The sequence below is a fragment of the Virgifigura deserti genome, assembly GCA_003576685.1.
GTDB lineage: Bacteria > Pseudomonadota > Alphaproteobacteria > Dongiales > Dongiaceae > Virgifigura > Virgifigura deserti.
Genome location: QOZR01000010.1, coordinates 135,818 through 151,867, shown reverse-complemented (window position 1 = coordinate 151,867; position 16,050 = coordinate 135,818). Strand labels below are relative to the sequence as shown.

Below are 16,050 nucleotides of genomic sequence, written 5' to 3'. Positions count from 1 at the left end.
TCGCCAGGTTCGGCAAGTCAGTCAAGCCGTCGCCGGCCCCTCGATTCACGAATTTCACTCACCCCGCTCCGATAGCCTCGCCTTCAAACGGGGCGCGGCGAAATCAAGAAAGGCGCGCAGCTTTAGCGGCAGAAGTCCCTGGCCGGTATAGACGAAACTGACGGGCCACGGTGCTGGTTCGAAGTCTTCGAGAGCGACGACGAGCGTCCCTGCCGCGACCGCATTGGCGACTTGATAGGACAGAACGCGCGTGATCCCGATCCCGGCAATCGCCGCGTCGATGGCCGCCTCCGCCGTGTTGACGATGAGCCGCGAATGAACTGCGACTGAGACATCGGATCTGCCCTTCGTGAAGCTCCAGCTGCTTGGTGACATCAGGCCCTGGAAGCTGATGCAGCTGTGGGAGCCGAGTTCCTCGAGGCTCTTCGGTATGCCGCGTTCGGCAAAATAGGTCGGGCTCCCGCACAGGACGCGCCGGATCGTGCCGACGCGCGTCGCCACGAGGCTGCTGTCGGGTAACGCGCCGATCCGAACGGCGAGATCGACACGGTCTTCCAGGAGGTTGATGACACGGTCGGCTAGCACGAGCCGGATGTCGATATCCGGATATGCCTTCAGGAACTCCACGGCGACGGGAATAACATGCAGGCGACCGAAGACGATCGGGGCAGTAATCACGAGGTCGCCCTTCGGCGCGCTGTATTCGCCCGACGCGATGCGCTCGGCCTCGCCGACGTCTTCGAGGATGCGCCTGCAGGCGGTCACGTAGGATTGCCCGGCGTCGGTCAATGTCAGCTTTCGGCTCGACCGGTTGAGAAGCCGCGTCTTGAGATGCGCCTCCAGCTCCGAGACTTTGCGGCTCACCGTTGCGAGCGGCATTCCGAGCCGACGGGATGCCGCCGACAGGCTGCCCGCTTCGACCACCGTCAGCAGGATCGACATGGACTCGAGGCGATCCATGAGCCTTCCGAAATTTGGGAGGAATATTCCCGATTATGCGGAATACACGCGATTCATGGAAGAGGTTAACTTTCGGGTACGGGGCCACACCGGCCGACCTCGGACAGGAGCCTTCCCATGAGCCGCCCACCGCTTCCGCCCTTCACCGCCGAAACCGCCGCCGAAAAGGTGCGTCTGGCCGAAGATGCCTGGAACACTCGCGATCCGGCACGCGTCGCGCTCGCCTATACGGCCGAGAGTCGCTGGCGCAATCGCGCGGAATTCCTGCAGGGTCGCGAGGCCATCGAAGCCTTCTTGACGCGCAAATGGAATCGCGAGCTCGACTATCGCCTCATCAAGGAGCTCTGGGCTTTCCATGAGAACCGCATCGCCGTGCGCTTCGCCTATGAGTGGCACGATGACAGCGGCCAGTGGTTCCGCAGCTACGGCAACGAGAATTGGGAGTTCAGTGGCGACGGGCTGATGCGCCGGCGCATCGCCAGCATCAACGATGTTCCGATCAAGGAGAGCGAGCGCAAATACCATTGGCCGCTCGGCCGCCGGCCTGACGATCACCCATCCTTGAGCGAACTCGGCTTCTGAGCAGGCGATAATGGACAGCATTCCGGTCTACCCCAGCGACGTCGCCTTCACGGCGTCGGTCAAAGCGGTGCAGGCTCGCAAGGGCTCGCGCCGCTCCTATGCGCGCATGGAAGAAGGGGGATCCTGGCGGACCCGCATCACACCCGATCTCGCGCAGTTCATCGAGGCCCAGACGAGCATCTTCCTCGCCACGGCAAATCTGGAAGGCCAACCTTATATCCAGCACCGCGGCGGCCCTCCGGGCTTTCTGCGGGTGCTCGACGACAGAACCATCGGCTTCGCCGATTTCGCCGGTAACCGGCAATACATCACCATCGGCAATCTTGCGGACAATCCCAAAGCCCATCTCTTCCTGATCGATTATGTGCACCGGCAGCGCGTCAAGATCTGGGGTGAGGCGCGCGTCGTCGAAGGCGATGCCGCGCTCGTCGCAAAGCTGATGCCGGAGGGGTACAAGGCGCGCCCGGAGCAGGCGGTCCTCTTTACCCTGTCGGCCTGGGACGCGAACTGCCCGCAGCATATCCCGCAGCGCTTCGAGGCCTCGGATTTCGCCGCCGCCCTCGCCGAACGCGACGAGCGGATCAAGGCGCTGGAGGCGGAGATCGAAAAGCTGCGAGCGGATTCGGCCTGAAACGCCATTTGCGGGTGAGATCCGTTGTTGCGTCCGGCCCGTTCTGACACTATCTGCTGTCGCACTTGCCGAAAGAGCGATAGGCGACTTCGTTGAAAGACCATGCCGTGTCGATAAACCGCGTGCTGGCGGACCGGATGACGGTCCCCGACGACCTGGAAACCGCGAAGCGAAAGATCTTCGTCAAGGATCTGGTGCTGTCCTGCAGCATCGGCGTCTACCCGCAGGAGCGTCTGGCGCCGCAACGGGTGCGGATCAATGTCGCGATGCATGTTGGCGAGCCGGACGCGCCGCTGAACGACGAGATCGACAATGTCGTCTCCTACGACACAGTCGTCACCGCGATCAAGGCGCTTATCGGACGCGGCCATATCAATCTCGTCGAGACGCTCGCCGACGAGATCGCCGCGATCTGCCTTGCCGATAGGCGCGTGATGGAGGTCAAGGTCACGGTGGAGAAGCTCGATATCGAGCCGGATGCCGCCGCTGTCGGCGTCGAGATCGAACGTCGCCGCAAGGTCGCCCCGCCGATGGCAAGCATCCACCCGCTTCTCGCCGCAGCTGGATCGTCGGCCGCGCGCCGGCGCGACGGCAGGGATTGACGACGGCCGACCCGACGCGTTTAAGCGAAGCCTGGGTGGTGAAGCTGGGCGGCAGCCTGGCCGAGTCCGCCGACTTGCGGACGTGGCTGGATATCCTGGCCGGGGGCGCCGGCGGCGTCGTGCTCGTGCCGGGCGGCGGCCCCTTTGCCGATCAGGTCCGCAAGACGCAACAGCACTGGGCGTTCGACGACGGCACCGCTCACCGGCTCGCACTGCTCGCTATGGAGCAATATGGCCTGATGCTGGCGGCGCTGCATCCGGCCTTGCGGCCGGCGGGCAGCCGGATGGAGATCGCCCGCATCCGCCGCGCCTCCCGGATCCCGGTCTGGATGCCGACGCGCATGGCGCTCGGGCGGCCGGAGATTCCGGAAAGCTGGAATGTCACCTCGGACAGCCTCGCCGCATGGCTGGCCGGGAGGCTGAGAGCGAGGCGCGTGGTCCTGATCAAGTCCGTCGAACCGCCCCAAAGCGCGACGGCGGCGGATCTCGCCAGGCGCGGGATCGTCGACCCGCTGCTTCCGGACTTTCTCGCCCGCAGCGGCGCGGATCTCTGGTGTATCGGCCCCGCCGGCAAGAGACGACTGCACGACGCGCTGCGCGGGATGTCCGCTCGCACCCCTGAGTGCACCGCCGGCACCGATTGAACCGCTTCGTCGCCGTGGTAGATTGAAATCCGACCTTGAAGCGGATTGCAGGTGCCTTTGGAAACCGCCTTTCTCGCCATGTCCGGGCTGATCCGGGCATTCGGAAGCGAAAATATTGGACCCGAGTCCCAGTTCGAGTCCTGGGCCGAAGCCCGACATGGCTGAGCATATCCTGTTTCTGACCGGACGGCTGGCGCGGCCCCGGCTGGAGAAGGTCCTGCAGGCCATACAGCCGGCCGACTTCACCTATGCGACACAGGAGATCGGAAAGGTCGCCGGGCTGATGACCGCCGATCTGATCCGGCGACGCCTGTCATCGATCGAGGCCGATCGGGTCATCGTGCCCGGCCGCTGCCGCGGCGATCTCGACGCCTTATCGGCTCAGTTCGGCACACCGTTCATGCGCGGGCCGGACGATTTGAAGGATCTGCCGGAGTTCTTCGGACGCAAGGGCGGGCCGCCCGATCTGTCGCGCCATGACGTGCAGATCTTCGCCGAGATCGTCGAGGCGCCGACCCTCGACATTCCGGGCATTCTGCGGCGCGCCGGGGAGTATAGAGCGGAGGGGGCCGACGTCATCGACCTGGGATGCCTGCCGGAAACGCCATTTCCCCACCTCGAAGAGGCGGTGGCCGCGCTTCGCGAGAACGGCTTCAGGGTCAGCGTCGATTCCGCCGATGTCGAGGAGCTGCGCCGTGGCGGGCGGGCCGGCGCGGATTATCTCCTCAGCCTTACGGAAGAGACGCTCTGGTTGGCCGACGAGGTAGGGTCGGTGCCGGTGCTGATTCCGGCGCAGCATGGCGACCTCGACTCCCTAGTCCGGGCGATGGACGCGCTGGACGGCCGCGGGCGGCCTTATTTGGCCGACCCAATCCTCGATCCCATCCATTTTGGCTTCATGGAGTCGCTCGGCCGCTATGCGGCGCTGCGGCGGCGCCGTCCGGAAGCCCCGATATTGATGGGTACCGGCAACCTGACCGAACTCACCGATGCCGACAGCACCGGCGTCAACGCCGTGCTGATGGGCATCGTCTCGGAACTGCACATCACCAGCGTCCTCGTCGTCCAGGTGAGTCCGCATTGTCGCCGGGCGGTGAAGGAAACGGACGTCGCCCGCCGGATCATGTTCGCCGCGCGCGAGGAGGGCAGCCTGCCGCAGCGGATCGACCCGGCGCTGCTCTGCCTGCGGGACCGGAAGCCCTTTCCCAACACGCCGGAGGAGATCGCCGAGATGGCAGCGGCCGTGCCGGACGACAGCTTCCGGATCGAGGCCGGCGCGGACGGCGTTCATATCTACAACCGGCGCGGCCATCATGTGGCGGGCGATCCGTTCGACCTGTTTCCGCATCTCGGCGTGGAGCAGGACGGCAGCCACGCCTTCTATCTCGGGGTCGAGACGGCGAAGGCGCAGGTCGCCTGGCAGCTCGGCAAGCGCTATGTTCAGGACCAGCCGCTCGGCTGGGGCTGCGCGGTGGACCGGCCTGCGGAGGATCTGACGCACCACCAGCCGGCCGGAACCACCTTGCAGGCGAAGCAGAAGCAGCAGCGTGAGCCATGATTCGCGAGACCATCGTCATCACGCAGGGCCATAACGGCGTCCATATCGCGCCCATCGGGCTGATCGAGGAGGAGGGCGGCTTCGTCATCGCGCCCTTTCATCCTTCGCAGACGCTCGACAATCTGCGGGAGAACCCCTATGCGGTCGCGAACTACACCGACGATGTGCGGGTGTTCGCCGGCTGCCTGACCGGCCGGCGCGACTGGCCGACCCGGCCGGCGGCGAAAATACGCGGCGCGGTCCTGGAGCAGACGCTCGCCCATGCCGAGCTTGCGGTCACCGCCGTCACCGAAGACGCCGTCCGGCCGCGATTCCGGTGCAAAATCGTCCATGAGGAGACGCACCGGCCCTTCCGCGGGTTCAACCGGGCGCAGGCCGCAGTGGTCGAGGCGGCAATCCTGGTGAGCCGCCTGCATATGCTGCCGCCGGAAAAGATCGAACGCGAGATCGCCTATCTGGAGATCGCGATCGACAAGACCGCCGGACCGCGGGAGCGAGAGGCCTGGGATTGGTTGATGGACCGAGTTATCGCATATAGGGCGGACGCACCGGAGGAACCGCAAGCATGACCGGACTGCTCGCCAGCGTGACCTCGGCGGAGGAGGCGGAGATGGCCCTTGCCGCCGGTGCCGACATCATCGATCTCAAGGACCCACAGGCCGGCGCCCTCGGCGCGCTGCCCGCGCCCGTCATATGCGAGGCCGTCGAACAGGTTGCCGGCCGGCGGATCGTCAGTGCCACGGCGGGCGACCTGCCGATGGAGCCGGAAATCGTGGGTCAGGCGGTCGCTCGGATCGCGGCGCTCGGCGTCGATATCGTCAAGATCGGGATGTTCCCCGGCCGCAGCCCCGAGGCTTGCCTGGACGCGCTGGCGGCACAAACGGCCCGCGGCACGCGCCTCGTCGCCGTCCTGTTCGCCGACCAATCGCCGGATCTCGGCATGATCAAGGGTCTGGCGGATCGCGGCTTCACGGGCGTGATGCTCGATACCATGGACAAGAGCGGCGGTGGGTTGCGCTGTCACCTCGATGACGCCCTGCTCGGGCGATTCGTCGAGCGGTCGGCAGAACTCGGGCTGTTGAACGGGCTCGCCGGCTCGCTCGCCATCGCGGATATCGAGCCGCTTCTGCTGCTCGGGGCCGACTATCTCGGATTCCGCGGCGCCCTTTGCGCGAACGGACGAAGCTCGGTTCTGGAACCGTCCCGCATGCGGGCGGTTCGAGCGGCGATCGAGCCGCAGGCGGCGATCACCAGCCCTGCGCGGCGAGCGCTGCAACCGCGGTCGCCGGCGCACAGCGCGCCGCCCACTCCCTGACTGTCGAATCTCCCGTCAGAAGATCGGCGAAGTCCGTATAGGGCCGCGCCAACCGCCGGGCCAATTCCGGCAGGAGAAAGCGACCGACGCCGGCGCCGATGACCGGCGCGTCGTCGGCGATGATCCCACGGGACAGGATCCGATCGACGGCGGCCTGCAGCATGACGTGCTGACGATCCGCCAGATGCCGGGCCAGGCGCCGCCATGCCGTCCGATCTGCCGTTTCCAGGTCGCGCCCCAGCATGCGGGCGAGGCGGCGGGCGCTGTCCTCGGTGCTCTTGCCTCGGCCGTCCGCCGTCGGAAGCTGGTCGGCATCCTCGGGCAACGCGCCGGTCAGCCGGTGAATGTCGGCTGTCGTCGCGAAATACTCGGCCATCAGCCGCTGGCGCTCGCCCGCGAACGGAACGGAATCGGCAAGGGCCATGACCGGCGTCCGCGTCACGCCGGTATAGACCAGTTCCTCGGTTATCAGTCGCTCGGCATCCGTGTAGCCGGCATTCCGGACAGCCCCGTCGGCGAACGGCAGGATGTCGGTCGTCGTGCTTCCCACATCGACGAACAGGCCCTCGCGGCAGCACGCGGCGACGAACTGGACGCTGGCGTGCCAGTTCGCCGAGGCGATCTCCTGCGCCCGGTCGGCCGCGCCCTCGAGCGGCACGAATCCAGCCTCGCCGGCATAAAGACGCAGATCAGTGCCGGGGAGCGCCTCGGCGACGGCGGCGGCGAGGCGCCGGACGCCTTCGGCACGGCTGTCGAACAGATCGACCAGCTCGCCGGTCATCGTGACGCCTTGGCGGCGCGTCGGCGACAGGCTCCGCCGCGCCTCCTCCACCGCCCGGATGAGATGGTCGATGCCGAGCCACAGGGTGCAGGGGACCTGGACCGCCGCCACGAGGCGACCCGTCGAATCGACCTGCGCGGCCTTCAGATGCGCACCGCCCAGGTCCCATCCCGTCGACAGGTTATCGGACATCCTCGCCTCCGACCGCGAATTCGCGAGGCTCGCTTTTCAGGGGTCCGTGATCCATACCGACCCGGTGCTCCAGCAGATCGAGAACGAGCGCGGCCGGGTTCGCCCCGATCGCCGATCGCAGCCCGACATAGGACGTGGTCAGGCGGGGATTCACTTCGAGCAGCAGCGGTCCGCCGGCACTCTCGACAAGGTCGACGCCGACATGCCCCCAAAGTCCCGGAATCGTCTCGGCCACCGCTTGGGCGATCCGCTCATAGACCGGCCGTCGATACTCCATCCCGCCGACGACACCGCCGCGATAGGAGAACCGGCCGTCCGCGATACGCACATGCTGCCGATTGCAGCTGAGCAGCCGGGCCTGCCCGTCGCGACATAGCATCGAGAGGCTGGCCGCCTCGCCGGGGATATAGGGCTGAAGGATGAAAGCCCTGGGATCGGAAACGCCATCGATCCAGGCCTCGAACTCCTCCCGCCGGAGGAACAAACGCGTCTCCTCGGTTCCCGCGCCGTCGTCGGGCTTCACGACCCAGCCATCCGCTCCAGGAGGAAGATCGATGGACCGCGCGGCCGACAGAGCATGACTCGGCACCACAGGCAGTCCGAACTTCGAGAGGTGCGCCGTCGTCGCGCTCTTGCTGGCGGTCAGGCGCACGGCATCGGGGCGGCTGCCGATCAGCTTGCAGCCGGCATCGAGTATGAGATTGCTCAGCCGCTCGAGCATGCCGTCGGTCTCGGGCGCGATCGGCCACGCCGCGTCGGCCTCCTCGGCGATCCGCCGCCAGATCGGCCAAGGATCATCCCCATCCCCGAGCCACCGGATGTCGACCAGACCATCGGGAGCAGCGAGCCGCGTGTCCCGGGTCAGCACAAGCTCCACCCCCGGCAGACCCCGGAGGTCCTTGACAAGGGCGCCCAGCATCATGTCGCCTTCGCGGCACAGACTCGCCGGTAAAGGCTGCCCAGCGGATTGGCCGGCCAGCCCCCCGCCCGTGACATACTCGCAAACGAACAGGCGCAAGCCCATGCAGATCATTCCCGTGATCGACCTCAAGAACGGCCAGGCGGTGCATGCGCGCCTCGGGCAGCGCGACAACTACCGGCCGGTGCGATCTCGCTTGTGCCAGAGCGCCGACCCGTCGGCGGTGATCGGCGCATTTCGCGGAATCCATCGCTTCGAGACGATTTATGTCGCCGATCTCGACGCGATACAAGGCACCGGCGACAACGGCGCCGTCCTCGAGAGGGTGCGCGACGCATTTCCCGATCTCAACCTCTGGGTCGATAGCGGCCTCGCCGACCCGACCGCCTGCTGGGCATGGCTAAAACGCGGGCTGGGCGATCTGGTCCTCGGCAGCGAGACATTGAGGGATATGGCGCCGCTCGACGAGCTGGAGGACGTCGCGAACGGGGGACGACTGATCCTGTCGCTCGATTTCCGAGAAGATCGCTTTCTCGGGCCGCCCTCGCTGCTCGAAAATCCTGCAAGCTGGCCCGAGCGAGTTGTCGTCATGACCCTGGCGCGCGTCGGCAGCGGTCGCGGGCCGGAGCTGGATCTTCTGGCGCGGCTGCAGGCCCAGGCACCGGCGGCCCGGCTGTTTGCGGCGGGCGGTGTGAGACATTGCGAGGATTTGGCGCAGCTTGCCGAACGGAGAGTCGGCGGAGTGCTGGTCGCCAGCGCGCTGCATGATGGCCGGATCGACGGTCCGACCATCATGCGATTTCACGCTAGCGCGCGTTGTCCGTAAATTTGGACCCGTCCGCGGATCGTATCAGGCTACGAGCGGCGAAACCGGTCTAACAGCTTCCCAAGCCAGCCGCCGGCTGACGCCGGAGGGTGTTCCGGCCGGGAGCTGTCTTCCCTTCAAGAAGCGGCAGCGAACGGATGCTTGACCGTATCCTTTTTGCTGACGACCTCCGACGCCTTCGGTGTGCCGGCGATCGCGCGCTGGATCGATTCCTTCGTGGCCTGATAGTTGTACTGCTGAATCTTCGCGTCGTCCGCGGCTTCCCAGTGGATGAAGACACCGACGCAGATGAACAGGTCGTCGGCCTCGTCCTGCGGGATGGTCCCGTCGGCGACGCAGTCGGCCACGGCCATGGCAACACCGTGCTGCGCCGGCCCGAACATCTGGACCGCCTGCTTGGCGCCCTTGATGGTGACCTTGTTGAACATCACCGTGTTCGGCTTCGCTGGCAGATTCGGAGCGACAACGGCGAGAAGCGACGTGAACCCGTCCTTGTTGTTCGTCAACGCGTGGCAGAACGCGCTCTCTGCGGCGCTGCCGCGCGGCCCGATGATCAAGTCGATGTGGGCGACCTCGTTTCCTTCGCCGACCAGCGACTCACCAACCATCACTTTGTTGACCTTGGCCATAATCGTCCTCCCCAATGTCAGATGTTGGAGTTCTCTCGAACAAAACCGAATGACCAACCGACGACATCGGTTGGTCCATCACGCCTCCCAACCCGACGGAGGCTGCGCGACTTCGCTGTCGTACCCGGCCGGAGTTCGGGGAAGACGGCCTTGATCGCAGCCTCTACGGCCGAAGACACTGCGCAAGATGCTAACGGGAGCATCCGATTGCGGCAAGTGCCAGTTTTACGACGCGGCTTTACGACGCAGCGTCCCAATCACATCGCGAGGACTAGATCATCAAGGCTGCGCATTCTCGGATCCGCCATGCAGCAGAGTGGCGGCGAACCGTGCATCGGCGATCGACGTGCAGAGTTCGCTCCACTCGCAGCCGACGCAGGCGGCGCGGATTTCTCCTGTTTCGAAGGCACTCCGCATCCGTCTTGCCGTCTCCGGCCCGAGCGTCAGGCGCTCGCCTGCCGCAAGCGCCCGGCTCAGAATCGCAGAAACCGCTTCGAGCGCCCGCTTGTCGCGGTCCAGAACGCGGTCGAGGTTGCAATGCGGCCGCTCCTCGCCCACCGAACCCGGGGCGAGGAGCGGCGCGCAGACATCGTCCGGGCCATCGACGAGCAGCACATCCTCTCCCGCCGTCAGCCTCGCCGCGATCCGGTCGAGGTTCGCGACGAAGGCCGGGCTGTAGCCCTCTCCCTTGTAGGTGAGGATGCAGAGCAGATGATGGCCGCGCAGGCGGACCGTCACCGGCCGGCGTCGCTCCCGGCCGGACGCCGCCGCAGCATCAGGTGAATAGTGGCCACGGCAAGCGCCGACTTCAGGACCGTTCCAACGAGAAACGGCATCAGACCGAACGCGACCGCGTCCTGCCAGCCGATCAGGGCCGCGAGCCACGCGACGCCGAGGCCGAGTATGACGGCATGGCCGAGCAGCATTGCCGCGGAGGAGCGTAAAAGGTCGCGCGTCCAGCCTTTCTCCGCAAGCCACCCGACAAGCATCGCCGCGAGCGGAAAGCCGATCAGGTAGCCTGCCGTCGGTCCGACGAAATGGATGGGGCCGCTCGCGCCGCCGGACAGCACCGGAAGCCCAATGACGGCTTCGCCAAGATAGGCGAGGACGACCGCACCCGCGAGGCGCCAACCGCAGAGCGCGCCGATAAGGACGACCGCGTAGGTCTGCATCGTCATCGGCACGGGCACCATCGGCACTTCAATCCACGACGCCGCCGCGAGCACGAGCGTGCCGAGGGCGACGAACAAAGCCTTCTTTCCGAGCGAGGCGCCGTCGAGCCTCAGGGGAACCCGGGCGCCGCGCTGCAGGGCGGCGGTCGAGGTGGAAACGGACATTCATCTCTCCAAGCTGGTCAATCAGGCAGATCGATATAGCAGAGACTGCTCTCATGCGGCAGCCCGATACGTCAATCGGTCGAAGCGGCATTCTCCAGCCGCAAGGCAAAGAGGCTGGCAACCGTGAGATCCGCGCTTGTTCCCGGATTGAGGCCTGCCGCCTTCAGCTTCGTATCGAGCGCGGTCAGATCGGCCGACAAAGTCGCCGGGTCGGCGCACGCAGCGAGCCGCTGGTCGAGATGCGCGGCGGTGCGGCGGACGTCGCCCGCGACCATCGCTCCGAACTTGCGCGCGATATGGCTATCGGGAAAGCGCGCGAGGAAGCCCATATAGGCGCCGGTCGTGGCCCAGCTTTCCTCCACCCAGCGCGCAAGACCCGCGCGCAGTCGTGGCAGGCCGAAGGTGAAGACATCTTCGAATGCGGTGACGTACTGATCGGCGATGCGATCCCGGTGGCGCGCCTCCGCCATCGCCGCGCGCAAGGTGACAGTCGCCGGCGCTGCGACATCATGTCGCGGGCTCGTGCCGAGGCCGCCGGGCTGGGCAAGACGGATCGCGCGGAAGGTTAGCTCTGCATCGGCCACGTCGAGCGCGTCGAGCACCTGCCGGAGTTCCTGACGCAGATCGCCGGTTCGCGCGCCAAGAGCCGCCTGGGCCAGCGGCGCGCAGAGCAGCAGGATGCCGAGATTGGTGTTGCAGCCGGTCACCGCGCGGGTTTGCCGGACCGCCTCGTAGATCCGCTCGCCGACGGAGAGACCCGGCTGTCCCACGACCGCGGCGCTGACCTCCGCGCTCGTCTCGAAGTCGGCCACCGTCATGTCATGCCCGGCCGCATACACATGCACGTTGCCCGGCTTCAACGCCTGCAGCTCCGCAAGGCAGGCGTCGCGATAAGCCGCGGCGACGCGCCCGCCCGACAGCCTCATCTTATCCTCCGGCGACGACGGACGCGGGCCGCGCAGCAGTCCGAAGAGGCGTGACCTCCGGCAACTGCGCCAGGAGGTCCTCGGCCAGCGCCCTGGCGATATCGACGGCACTGACCTTCTGCAGGGCCTTCCATGCCGGCATGCTGTTCACTTCCAGCACCAGATGGCGACCGCGTGCGTCGCGGATCACATCGACTCCAGCATAGCCGGCGCCCACGGCGTGGGCCGCCGCCACCGCGAGGGCGGCGAGCTCGCCGGTCGGTGTCACGCCCTCGCAGCGCGCACCGCGGCAGGCATTCGTCCGCCAGCTCGTGCCGTGACGGATCATCGCGGCGACGGCGCGCCCGCCGACAACGAACACCCGCCAGTCGCGCCAGCCTTCCGTCAGGCCAGTGACGAAATGCTGAAGATAATAGACGCCTTCGACTTCCTCAGGCGGCGGCAGCGCGGCCTCGTCCTCCACCAGCCGCAGTCCGCGGCCCTGGGACCCGAACAGGGGCTTCAGCACCAGGGGACGGCCCGGCCGGGCCTCGGACCGAACCACCGCACGCGCGCCCTCCGCCGTCTCGGCCGTCCAGGTCGGCGGCGTCGGCACGCCCGCGCGGTCGAGCAGGAAGCTGGTCATGGATTTGTCGACGCAGCGCTCGACGGCACGCGCGTCGTTGTAAACGGCAACGCCCGTCGCCGTCAGCGCGTGCAGCAGCCCGAGGCGAAGCGTCACCTGCTCGAAGCTGCCGCCGGGAATCGTCCGGATAAAGGCACCCGACGGCAGTCCGTCCTCGAATCCGGGAAGGAAAAGACCACCGGCGCCGGTGCCGATCTCGAATCGGCAGTCCGCCAGCGAGAGGCACAGGGGATCGGCGCCCAGCGCCGCGAACGCCCGCCGCAGCCGCCCCGCATGCCAGTCCCCGCCGTCCGTGAAGATCGCGATTCTAGTCCGTTGCGCCATCGTCGAAGGATTTTCCTAGAAGCGTCTCGTCGAAGCGCCCGGCATGGAAGCTCTTCCCGCTGTCGAGCGCCGTCACCGTCACGCGCGCCGGGCTGAACAGCATCGGATCCATGGCATAGAAATCGCCCTTGTAGGCGCGGAAGATGTCACCGAACGGCCGACCGTAATCACGCGAACCGACACTCGGCAGCTCATCCGCCAGCTTCCGCGCCTCCGCATCCGCGCCGGTGACGAACAGATGCACCGATCCGCCATAGATGATCGCGTCATTCGTCCGCCCCATCGCATCGACGAAGGAGGCCGCGGGCGGCGGGATCGGCGCGGCCCCCATTCCGTCGACGACCTTGTCGAGCGGGAATCCTAGCTGGTGGAGCTTGTGCAGCGCAACCTCGAGCACCCGGCCGACGATCTGCACCGTCCCGGCGAGGCTCCGGGTCGGCGTCAGGATGAAGGTAAGGCGATCCGGACCGATGCCGCAGGCTTGGCTCACCTTCTCGATCAAGGCCGCAGGCGGGCGCTCGTCGACCTCGAGCACGAGGCAGGCGCTGTCCGCGGCATCGCGGTATCGAAGCTCGTCGAAGAGCGTCTCCTTCACGGCCAGCGCCCGTCCGGGGCCGGAGCCCAGGGCGTTGTACGCGCCCTTGCCCTCGCCGACGGACAGGTGCCAGCCGGCGAGCTGACTGCCCAGACAGGAGAGCACCGGCTGGGTCGCGTGGACATTCACCATCCAGGCCCAGCGGTCGAACGGGCTTCCCGCCGAAAGCGCCACGCGCCCCAGGCCGCCCATGCAGATCTCGGCGATCCGCCGGCCCGCCTCGACGCCGCCCGGGCAGGCGATGCCGGCATCGACGATGACGGCGCCCTCCGCCGTTCGCTCGACCAAGAGACGCAGCGTGTCGGCATCGTCGATCAGCCGCTGGACGAGCGGCGCCGTCAGCTGGTTGAGGCTCAGTCCCGCCGAATCCTGTACCATGACTCCTCCATTACTCCCGGCACCGACGTTCTCGGAAAGCCGGTGCATCAGCTTGATTCCAAGCACTTGCGTCACGTGCCCGTCCGAAGTACTGGCGCGCCCCGGAATTTGGACGATCCGACCTCGTCAGCCCGCCTGCGCCGCTACCACGGGTTCCGCATGCAGCGCCGAAAGCACCGCGGCGCCTTGCGCCGCCGCGCGGGCGCGCGCCGCTTCCGGCCCATCCGCCCGGCTCAGGACCGTGCAGACCGGTTCGTCGCGTTCGATTATCGTGCCGGCTTCGGGCCGGTCGACCGTCCCCTCCGGCCAGGAAAAATCCGCCGGAACGGTCAGACGCCGATCGGCATAGACGATCGCCGTCGCTTTGGCTTCAGGCGGACTGCGGTGTGGGGCTCCCCATTGCCGCGGCAGTTTTCCTTCGCAGGCCGCCAGATGGAGTGTGAACAAGGCGGTCTCCGGGTCTGTTCCATCGAAGATGTCGAGCGTTGCTCCGGGACGCGGATTGACTTCCAGGATCGCGAAACCATCGTCGCTCGCGATGACATCGAGGCTGTTGAGGCCCACCAGCCCGATCTCACGCACGAGCCCGTCGACGGCAGCGGCGAGATCGCGCGCCAGCGTCGGACCCACCCGCGCCGGGCGAACCGCGCCGCCGAAGCGGTAGGGCTCCGCCTCGCCCGGCGAGACCCATTGCTCGCTGAAGCCAAGTAGGCGCGCCGCCCGCCCGTCGGCTAGGAACAGCGCCGACAGGGTCTGGCCGTCGATCCGGCGCTGATAGTAGCGATCGCCCGGCTCGCCATTGTTCAAGATGGCCGCGCGAACATGGCCGCCGCCCGAAGCGCCGACCCGTTTGCACAACCAGTCGGCCGCGTCGTCCGGTCGCTCGAGGCTTATCTCGGGATAGGGCAGTCCGAGCCGGTCGAGGAGTCCGAAGAACGCAGCCGGATCCTTGACGCGGGCGAGTGTTTCCGGCGGGTTGCCGAATAGGCGCCGTCCGCGGCCTAGATCAGCGAGCAGGGCCGGCTGCGCCTCGAAGCCCGCGCCGTAGACGAGGCCCTGCTCGACGCCCCGCCCGACCGGCGCCAGTCGCTCGGCTGCCTCCAGCAGCGCCGCCGGATCGAACCCACGGGCCACGCTGCCGCGCACCATCAGGCTGGCCGTCGCATGAGCGCGGGTATCGACATCGCCGAACAGGTCGAGGACGAGGGCGCCGCGTTCCGCCCGTCGGGCGGCCGCGGCAAGCGCCCGTCCGGAAAGGGCGGCAACCAGAAACAGAGGCGGGTTACCCAACGATGGTCTGCGCGAGCCGAAACGCGTCCTGAAAGTCCAGATAGAGCGGCTCGTCCGTTTCCGTCATTCGGCGGAACAGCTGCGCTTCGACACGGTATTTCACGTTGCCGATCGCCAGGGCGCCGATTCCCACAGCCTGCGTGCCAGCCAGCGGCGCGCCGTCGTCTTGCGCGCCGATACCCTCGATGCCGGCCGGCGGAACCGCATTGACATCCGCCGCGACCTTGAGGGATGCGGCTTGCGCCACCTGTCCGCTATCGAGTACCTGCACGCCGGCCTTGCCGGCGGAGACGATGACCTCCGCATCCTTCAGCGCCGCCACCTTCAGCGGATCGGTACTGCCGTCGACGCCGTCGAGGTCGACGTCGAAGCGCGCCTTCGCCGTTTCCGCCAGCTTCGTTACACGCTCCGCGCCGTCATAGCCGACCAAGCTGACTTTGCCGCCTTGACCGGCGGCGATCACGCCGGACGCGAAGCCGACGACGCCGGTCGCACCGAAAACCACGACGCGGCGGCCGGACAGGTCCGCACCTTTGTCCTTCAGTTTCTTCTCGACGCAGGCGACGAGGGCCGCCGCCGTGGTGAAGGAGCCGGCCGGATCGGCGAACACCGACGCCTCAAACGGCGGCACCATCGCCTTACGCGCCGCATCGAGCATGTCGAGCGCGAGGATCGCATTCTTCCCGCCGATGAAGATGCCGGTGCGCTTCACGCCCGTCGGTCCGCGGGAAAAGATCGCGTCCTGGACCAAGCCCGCGACCTCCCCGATCTCGACATTGGTATAAGGGACAACCGCGTCATATCCGGCATCCAGCGCCATGTTCACGTCGAACGGACTGACATGCCGGAGCGGGCTCAACATATGAAGAATGTTCTTGTGGCTCACCTTACCCTCCGACCCGAATGTTCTTGGAATCTTACGACGGTCTCGAGAGT

19 protein-coding genes are annotated in these 16,050 nt (G+C 66.9%); 8 read left to right on the top strand and 11 right to left on the bottom strand.

Annotation, left to right across the window (positions count from 1 at the left end; all coding sequences use genetic code 11):
* Nucleotides 1–54: 54 nt before the first annotated feature.
* A complete protein-coding gene (locus DT069_RS17720; RefSeq protein ID WP_119461645.1) occupies nucleotides 55–960 on the bottom strand; it encodes a LysR family transcriptional regulator in 906 nt (301 codons plus the stop codon).
* Between the two features lie 117 nt (nucleotides 961–1,077).
* On the opposite strand from DT069_RS17720, the gene DT069_RS17715 reads away from it, so the two are divergent.
* The 7 genes from DT069_RS17715 to DT069_RS17685 all read left to right on the top strand — a co-directional run bounded on the left by DT069_RS17715 (nucleotide 1,078) and on the right by DT069_RS17685 (nucleotide 6,292).
* Nucleotides 1,078–1,542 carry a nuclear transport factor 2 family protein gene (locus DT069_RS17715; protein WP_119461644.1) on the top strand — a complete coding sequence of 155 codons (465 nt, stop codon included), beginning with the start codon at nucleotides 1,078–1,080 and terminating at the stop codon, nucleotides 1,540–1,542.
* 10 nt (nucleotides 1,543–1,552) lie between these two features.
* Nucleotides 1,553–2,173, top strand: a complete 621-nt coding sequence (locus DT069_RS17710; RefSeq protein ID WP_119461643.1) for a pyridoxamine 5'-phosphate oxidase family protein — start codon at nucleotides 1,553–1,555, stop codon at nucleotides 2,171–2,173.
* Between the two features lie 92 nt (nucleotides 2,174–2,265).
* Complete coding sequence (gene folB, locus DT069_RS17705; protein ID WP_425450342.1) at nucleotides 2,266–2,775, top strand: dihydroneopterin aldolase; 510 nt, start codon at nucleotides 2,266–2,268, stop codon at nucleotides 2,773–2,775.
* On the top strand, nucleotides 2,772–3,419 hold the full coding sequence (locus DT069_RS17700) for an amino acid kinase family protein (protein ID WP_162913261.1): 648 nt from the start codon (nucleotides 2,772–2,774) through the stop codon (nucleotides 3,417–3,419). The genes folB and DT069_RS17700 overlap by 4 nt, the downstream gene beginning before the upstream one ends.
* A gap of 157 nt (nucleotides 3,420–3,576) precedes the next feature.
* Nucleotides 3,577–4,977, top strand: a complete 1,401-nt coding sequence (locus tag DT069_RS17695) for a DUF6513 domain-containing protein (RefSeq protein WP_119461641.1) — start codon at nucleotides 3,577–3,579, stop codon at nucleotides 4,975–4,977.
* Complete coding sequence (locus tag DT069_RS17690; protein ID WP_119461640.1) at nucleotides 4,974–5,546, top strand: DUF447 domain-containing protein; 573 nt, start codon at nucleotides 4,974–4,976, stop codon at nucleotides 5,544–5,546. The genes DT069_RS17695 and DT069_RS17690 overlap by 4 nt, the downstream gene beginning before the upstream one ends.
* Nucleotides 5,543–6,292 (top strand): (5-formylfuran-3-yl)methyl phosphate synthase, encoded by a 750-nt coding sequence (locus DT069_RS17685; protein ID WP_119461639.1) that lies wholly within the window; start codon nucleotides 5,543–5,545, stop codon nucleotides 6,290–6,292. The genes DT069_RS17690 and DT069_RS17685 overlap by 4 nt, the downstream gene beginning before the upstream one ends.
* Here DT069_RS17685 and DT069_RS17680 read toward each other — a convergent pair.
* Together DT069_RS17680 and DT069_RS17675 are read right to left on the bottom strand one after the other, a co-directional pair.
* Nucleotides 6,225–7,265 (bottom strand): hydantoinase/oxoprolinase family protein, encoded by a 1,041-nt coding sequence (locus DT069_RS17680; protein ID WP_119461638.1) that lies wholly within the window; start codon nucleotides 7,263–7,265, stop codon nucleotides 6,225–6,227. The two genes, DT069_RS17685 and DT069_RS17680, sit on opposite strands and share 68 nt — an antisense overlap.
* The gene (locus tag DT069_RS17675) at nucleotides 7,255–8,289 is read right to left on the bottom strand and encodes an ATP-grasp domain-containing protein (protein ID WP_162913260.1); all 1,035 of its coding nucleotides are present in this window, start codon (nucleotides 8,287–8,289) and stop codon (nucleotides 7,255–7,257) included. Before DT069_RS17675 ends, DT069_RS17680 begins: the two co-directional genes overlap by 11 nt.
* On the opposite strand from DT069_RS17675, the gene DT069_RS17670 reads away from it, so the two are divergent.
* Nucleotides 8,288–9,010, top strand: a complete 723-nt coding sequence (locus DT069_RS17670) for a HisA/HisF-related TIM barrel protein (RefSeq protein ID WP_119461636.1) — start codon at nucleotides 8,288–8,290, stop codon at nucleotides 9,008–9,010. The genes DT069_RS17675 and DT069_RS17670 overlap by 2 nt on opposite strands.
* 116 nt (nucleotides 9,011–9,126) lie before the next feature.
* On the opposite strand, the gene fae is transcribed toward DT069_RS17670, so the two are convergent.
* The 8 genes from fae to DT069_RS17630 form a co-directional block, all read right to left on the bottom strand.
* Nucleotides 9,127–9,639 carry a formaldehyde-activating enzyme gene (gene fae, locus DT069_RS17665; RefSeq protein WP_119461635.1) on the bottom strand — a complete coding sequence of 171 codons (513 nt, stop codon included), beginning with the start codon at nucleotides 9,637–9,639 and terminating at the stop codon, nucleotides 9,127–9,129.
* 279 nt (nucleotides 9,640–9,918) lie between these two features.
* Nucleotides 9,919–10,377 carry a DUF1284 domain-containing protein gene (locus DT069_RS17660; protein WP_119461634.1) on the bottom strand — a complete coding sequence of 153 codons (459 nt, stop codon included), beginning with the start codon at nucleotides 10,375–10,377 and terminating at the stop codon, nucleotides 9,919–9,921.
* On the bottom strand, nucleotides 10,374–10,976 hold the full coding sequence (locus DT069_RS17655; protein ID WP_119461633.1) for a biotin transporter BioY: 603 nt from the start codon (nucleotides 10,974–10,976) through the stop codon (nucleotides 10,374–10,376). Before DT069_RS17655 ends, DT069_RS17660 begins: the two co-directional genes overlap by 4 nt.
* 71 nt (nucleotides 10,977–11,047) lie before the next feature.
* The gene (locus tag DT069_RS17650; protein ID WP_425450341.1) at nucleotides 11,048–11,902 is read right to left on the bottom strand and encodes a triphosphoribosyl-dephospho-CoA synthase; all 855 of its coding nucleotides are present in this window, start codon (nucleotides 11,900–11,902) and stop codon (nucleotides 11,048–11,050) included.
* A gap of 1 nt (nucleotide 11,903) precedes the next feature.
* The gene (locus DT069_RS17645; RefSeq protein ID WP_119461632.1) at nucleotides 11,904–12,851 is read right to left on the bottom strand and encodes an ATP-grasp domain-containing protein; all 948 of its coding nucleotides are present in this window, start codon (nucleotides 12,849–12,851) and stop codon (nucleotides 11,904–11,906) included.
* Nucleotides 12,835–13,824 carry a methenyltetrahydromethanopterin cyclohydrolase gene (mch, locus tag DT069_RS17640; RefSeq protein ID WP_119461631.1) on the bottom strand — a complete coding sequence of 330 codons (990 nt, stop codon included), beginning with the start codon at nucleotides 13,822–13,824 and terminating at the stop codon, nucleotides 12,835–12,837. Before mch ends, DT069_RS17645 begins: the two co-directional genes overlap by 17 nt.
* A 126-nt stretch (nucleotides 13,825–13,950) precedes the next feature.
* Nucleotides 13,951–15,114 carry an ATP-grasp domain-containing protein gene (locus DT069_RS17635; RefSeq protein ID WP_119461630.1) on the bottom strand — a complete coding sequence of 388 codons (1,164 nt, stop codon included), beginning with the start codon at nucleotides 15,112–15,114 and terminating at the stop codon, nucleotides 13,951–13,953.
* Complete coding sequence (locus DT069_RS17630; protein WP_425450340.1) at nucleotides 15,107–16,000, bottom strand: NAD(P)-dependent methylenetetrahydromethanopterin dehydrogenase; 894 nt, start codon at nucleotides 15,998–16,000, stop codon at nucleotides 15,107–15,109. Before DT069_RS17630 ends, DT069_RS17635 begins: the two co-directional genes overlap by 8 nt.
* Between the last annotated feature and the right edge of the window lie 50 nt (nucleotides 16,001–16,050).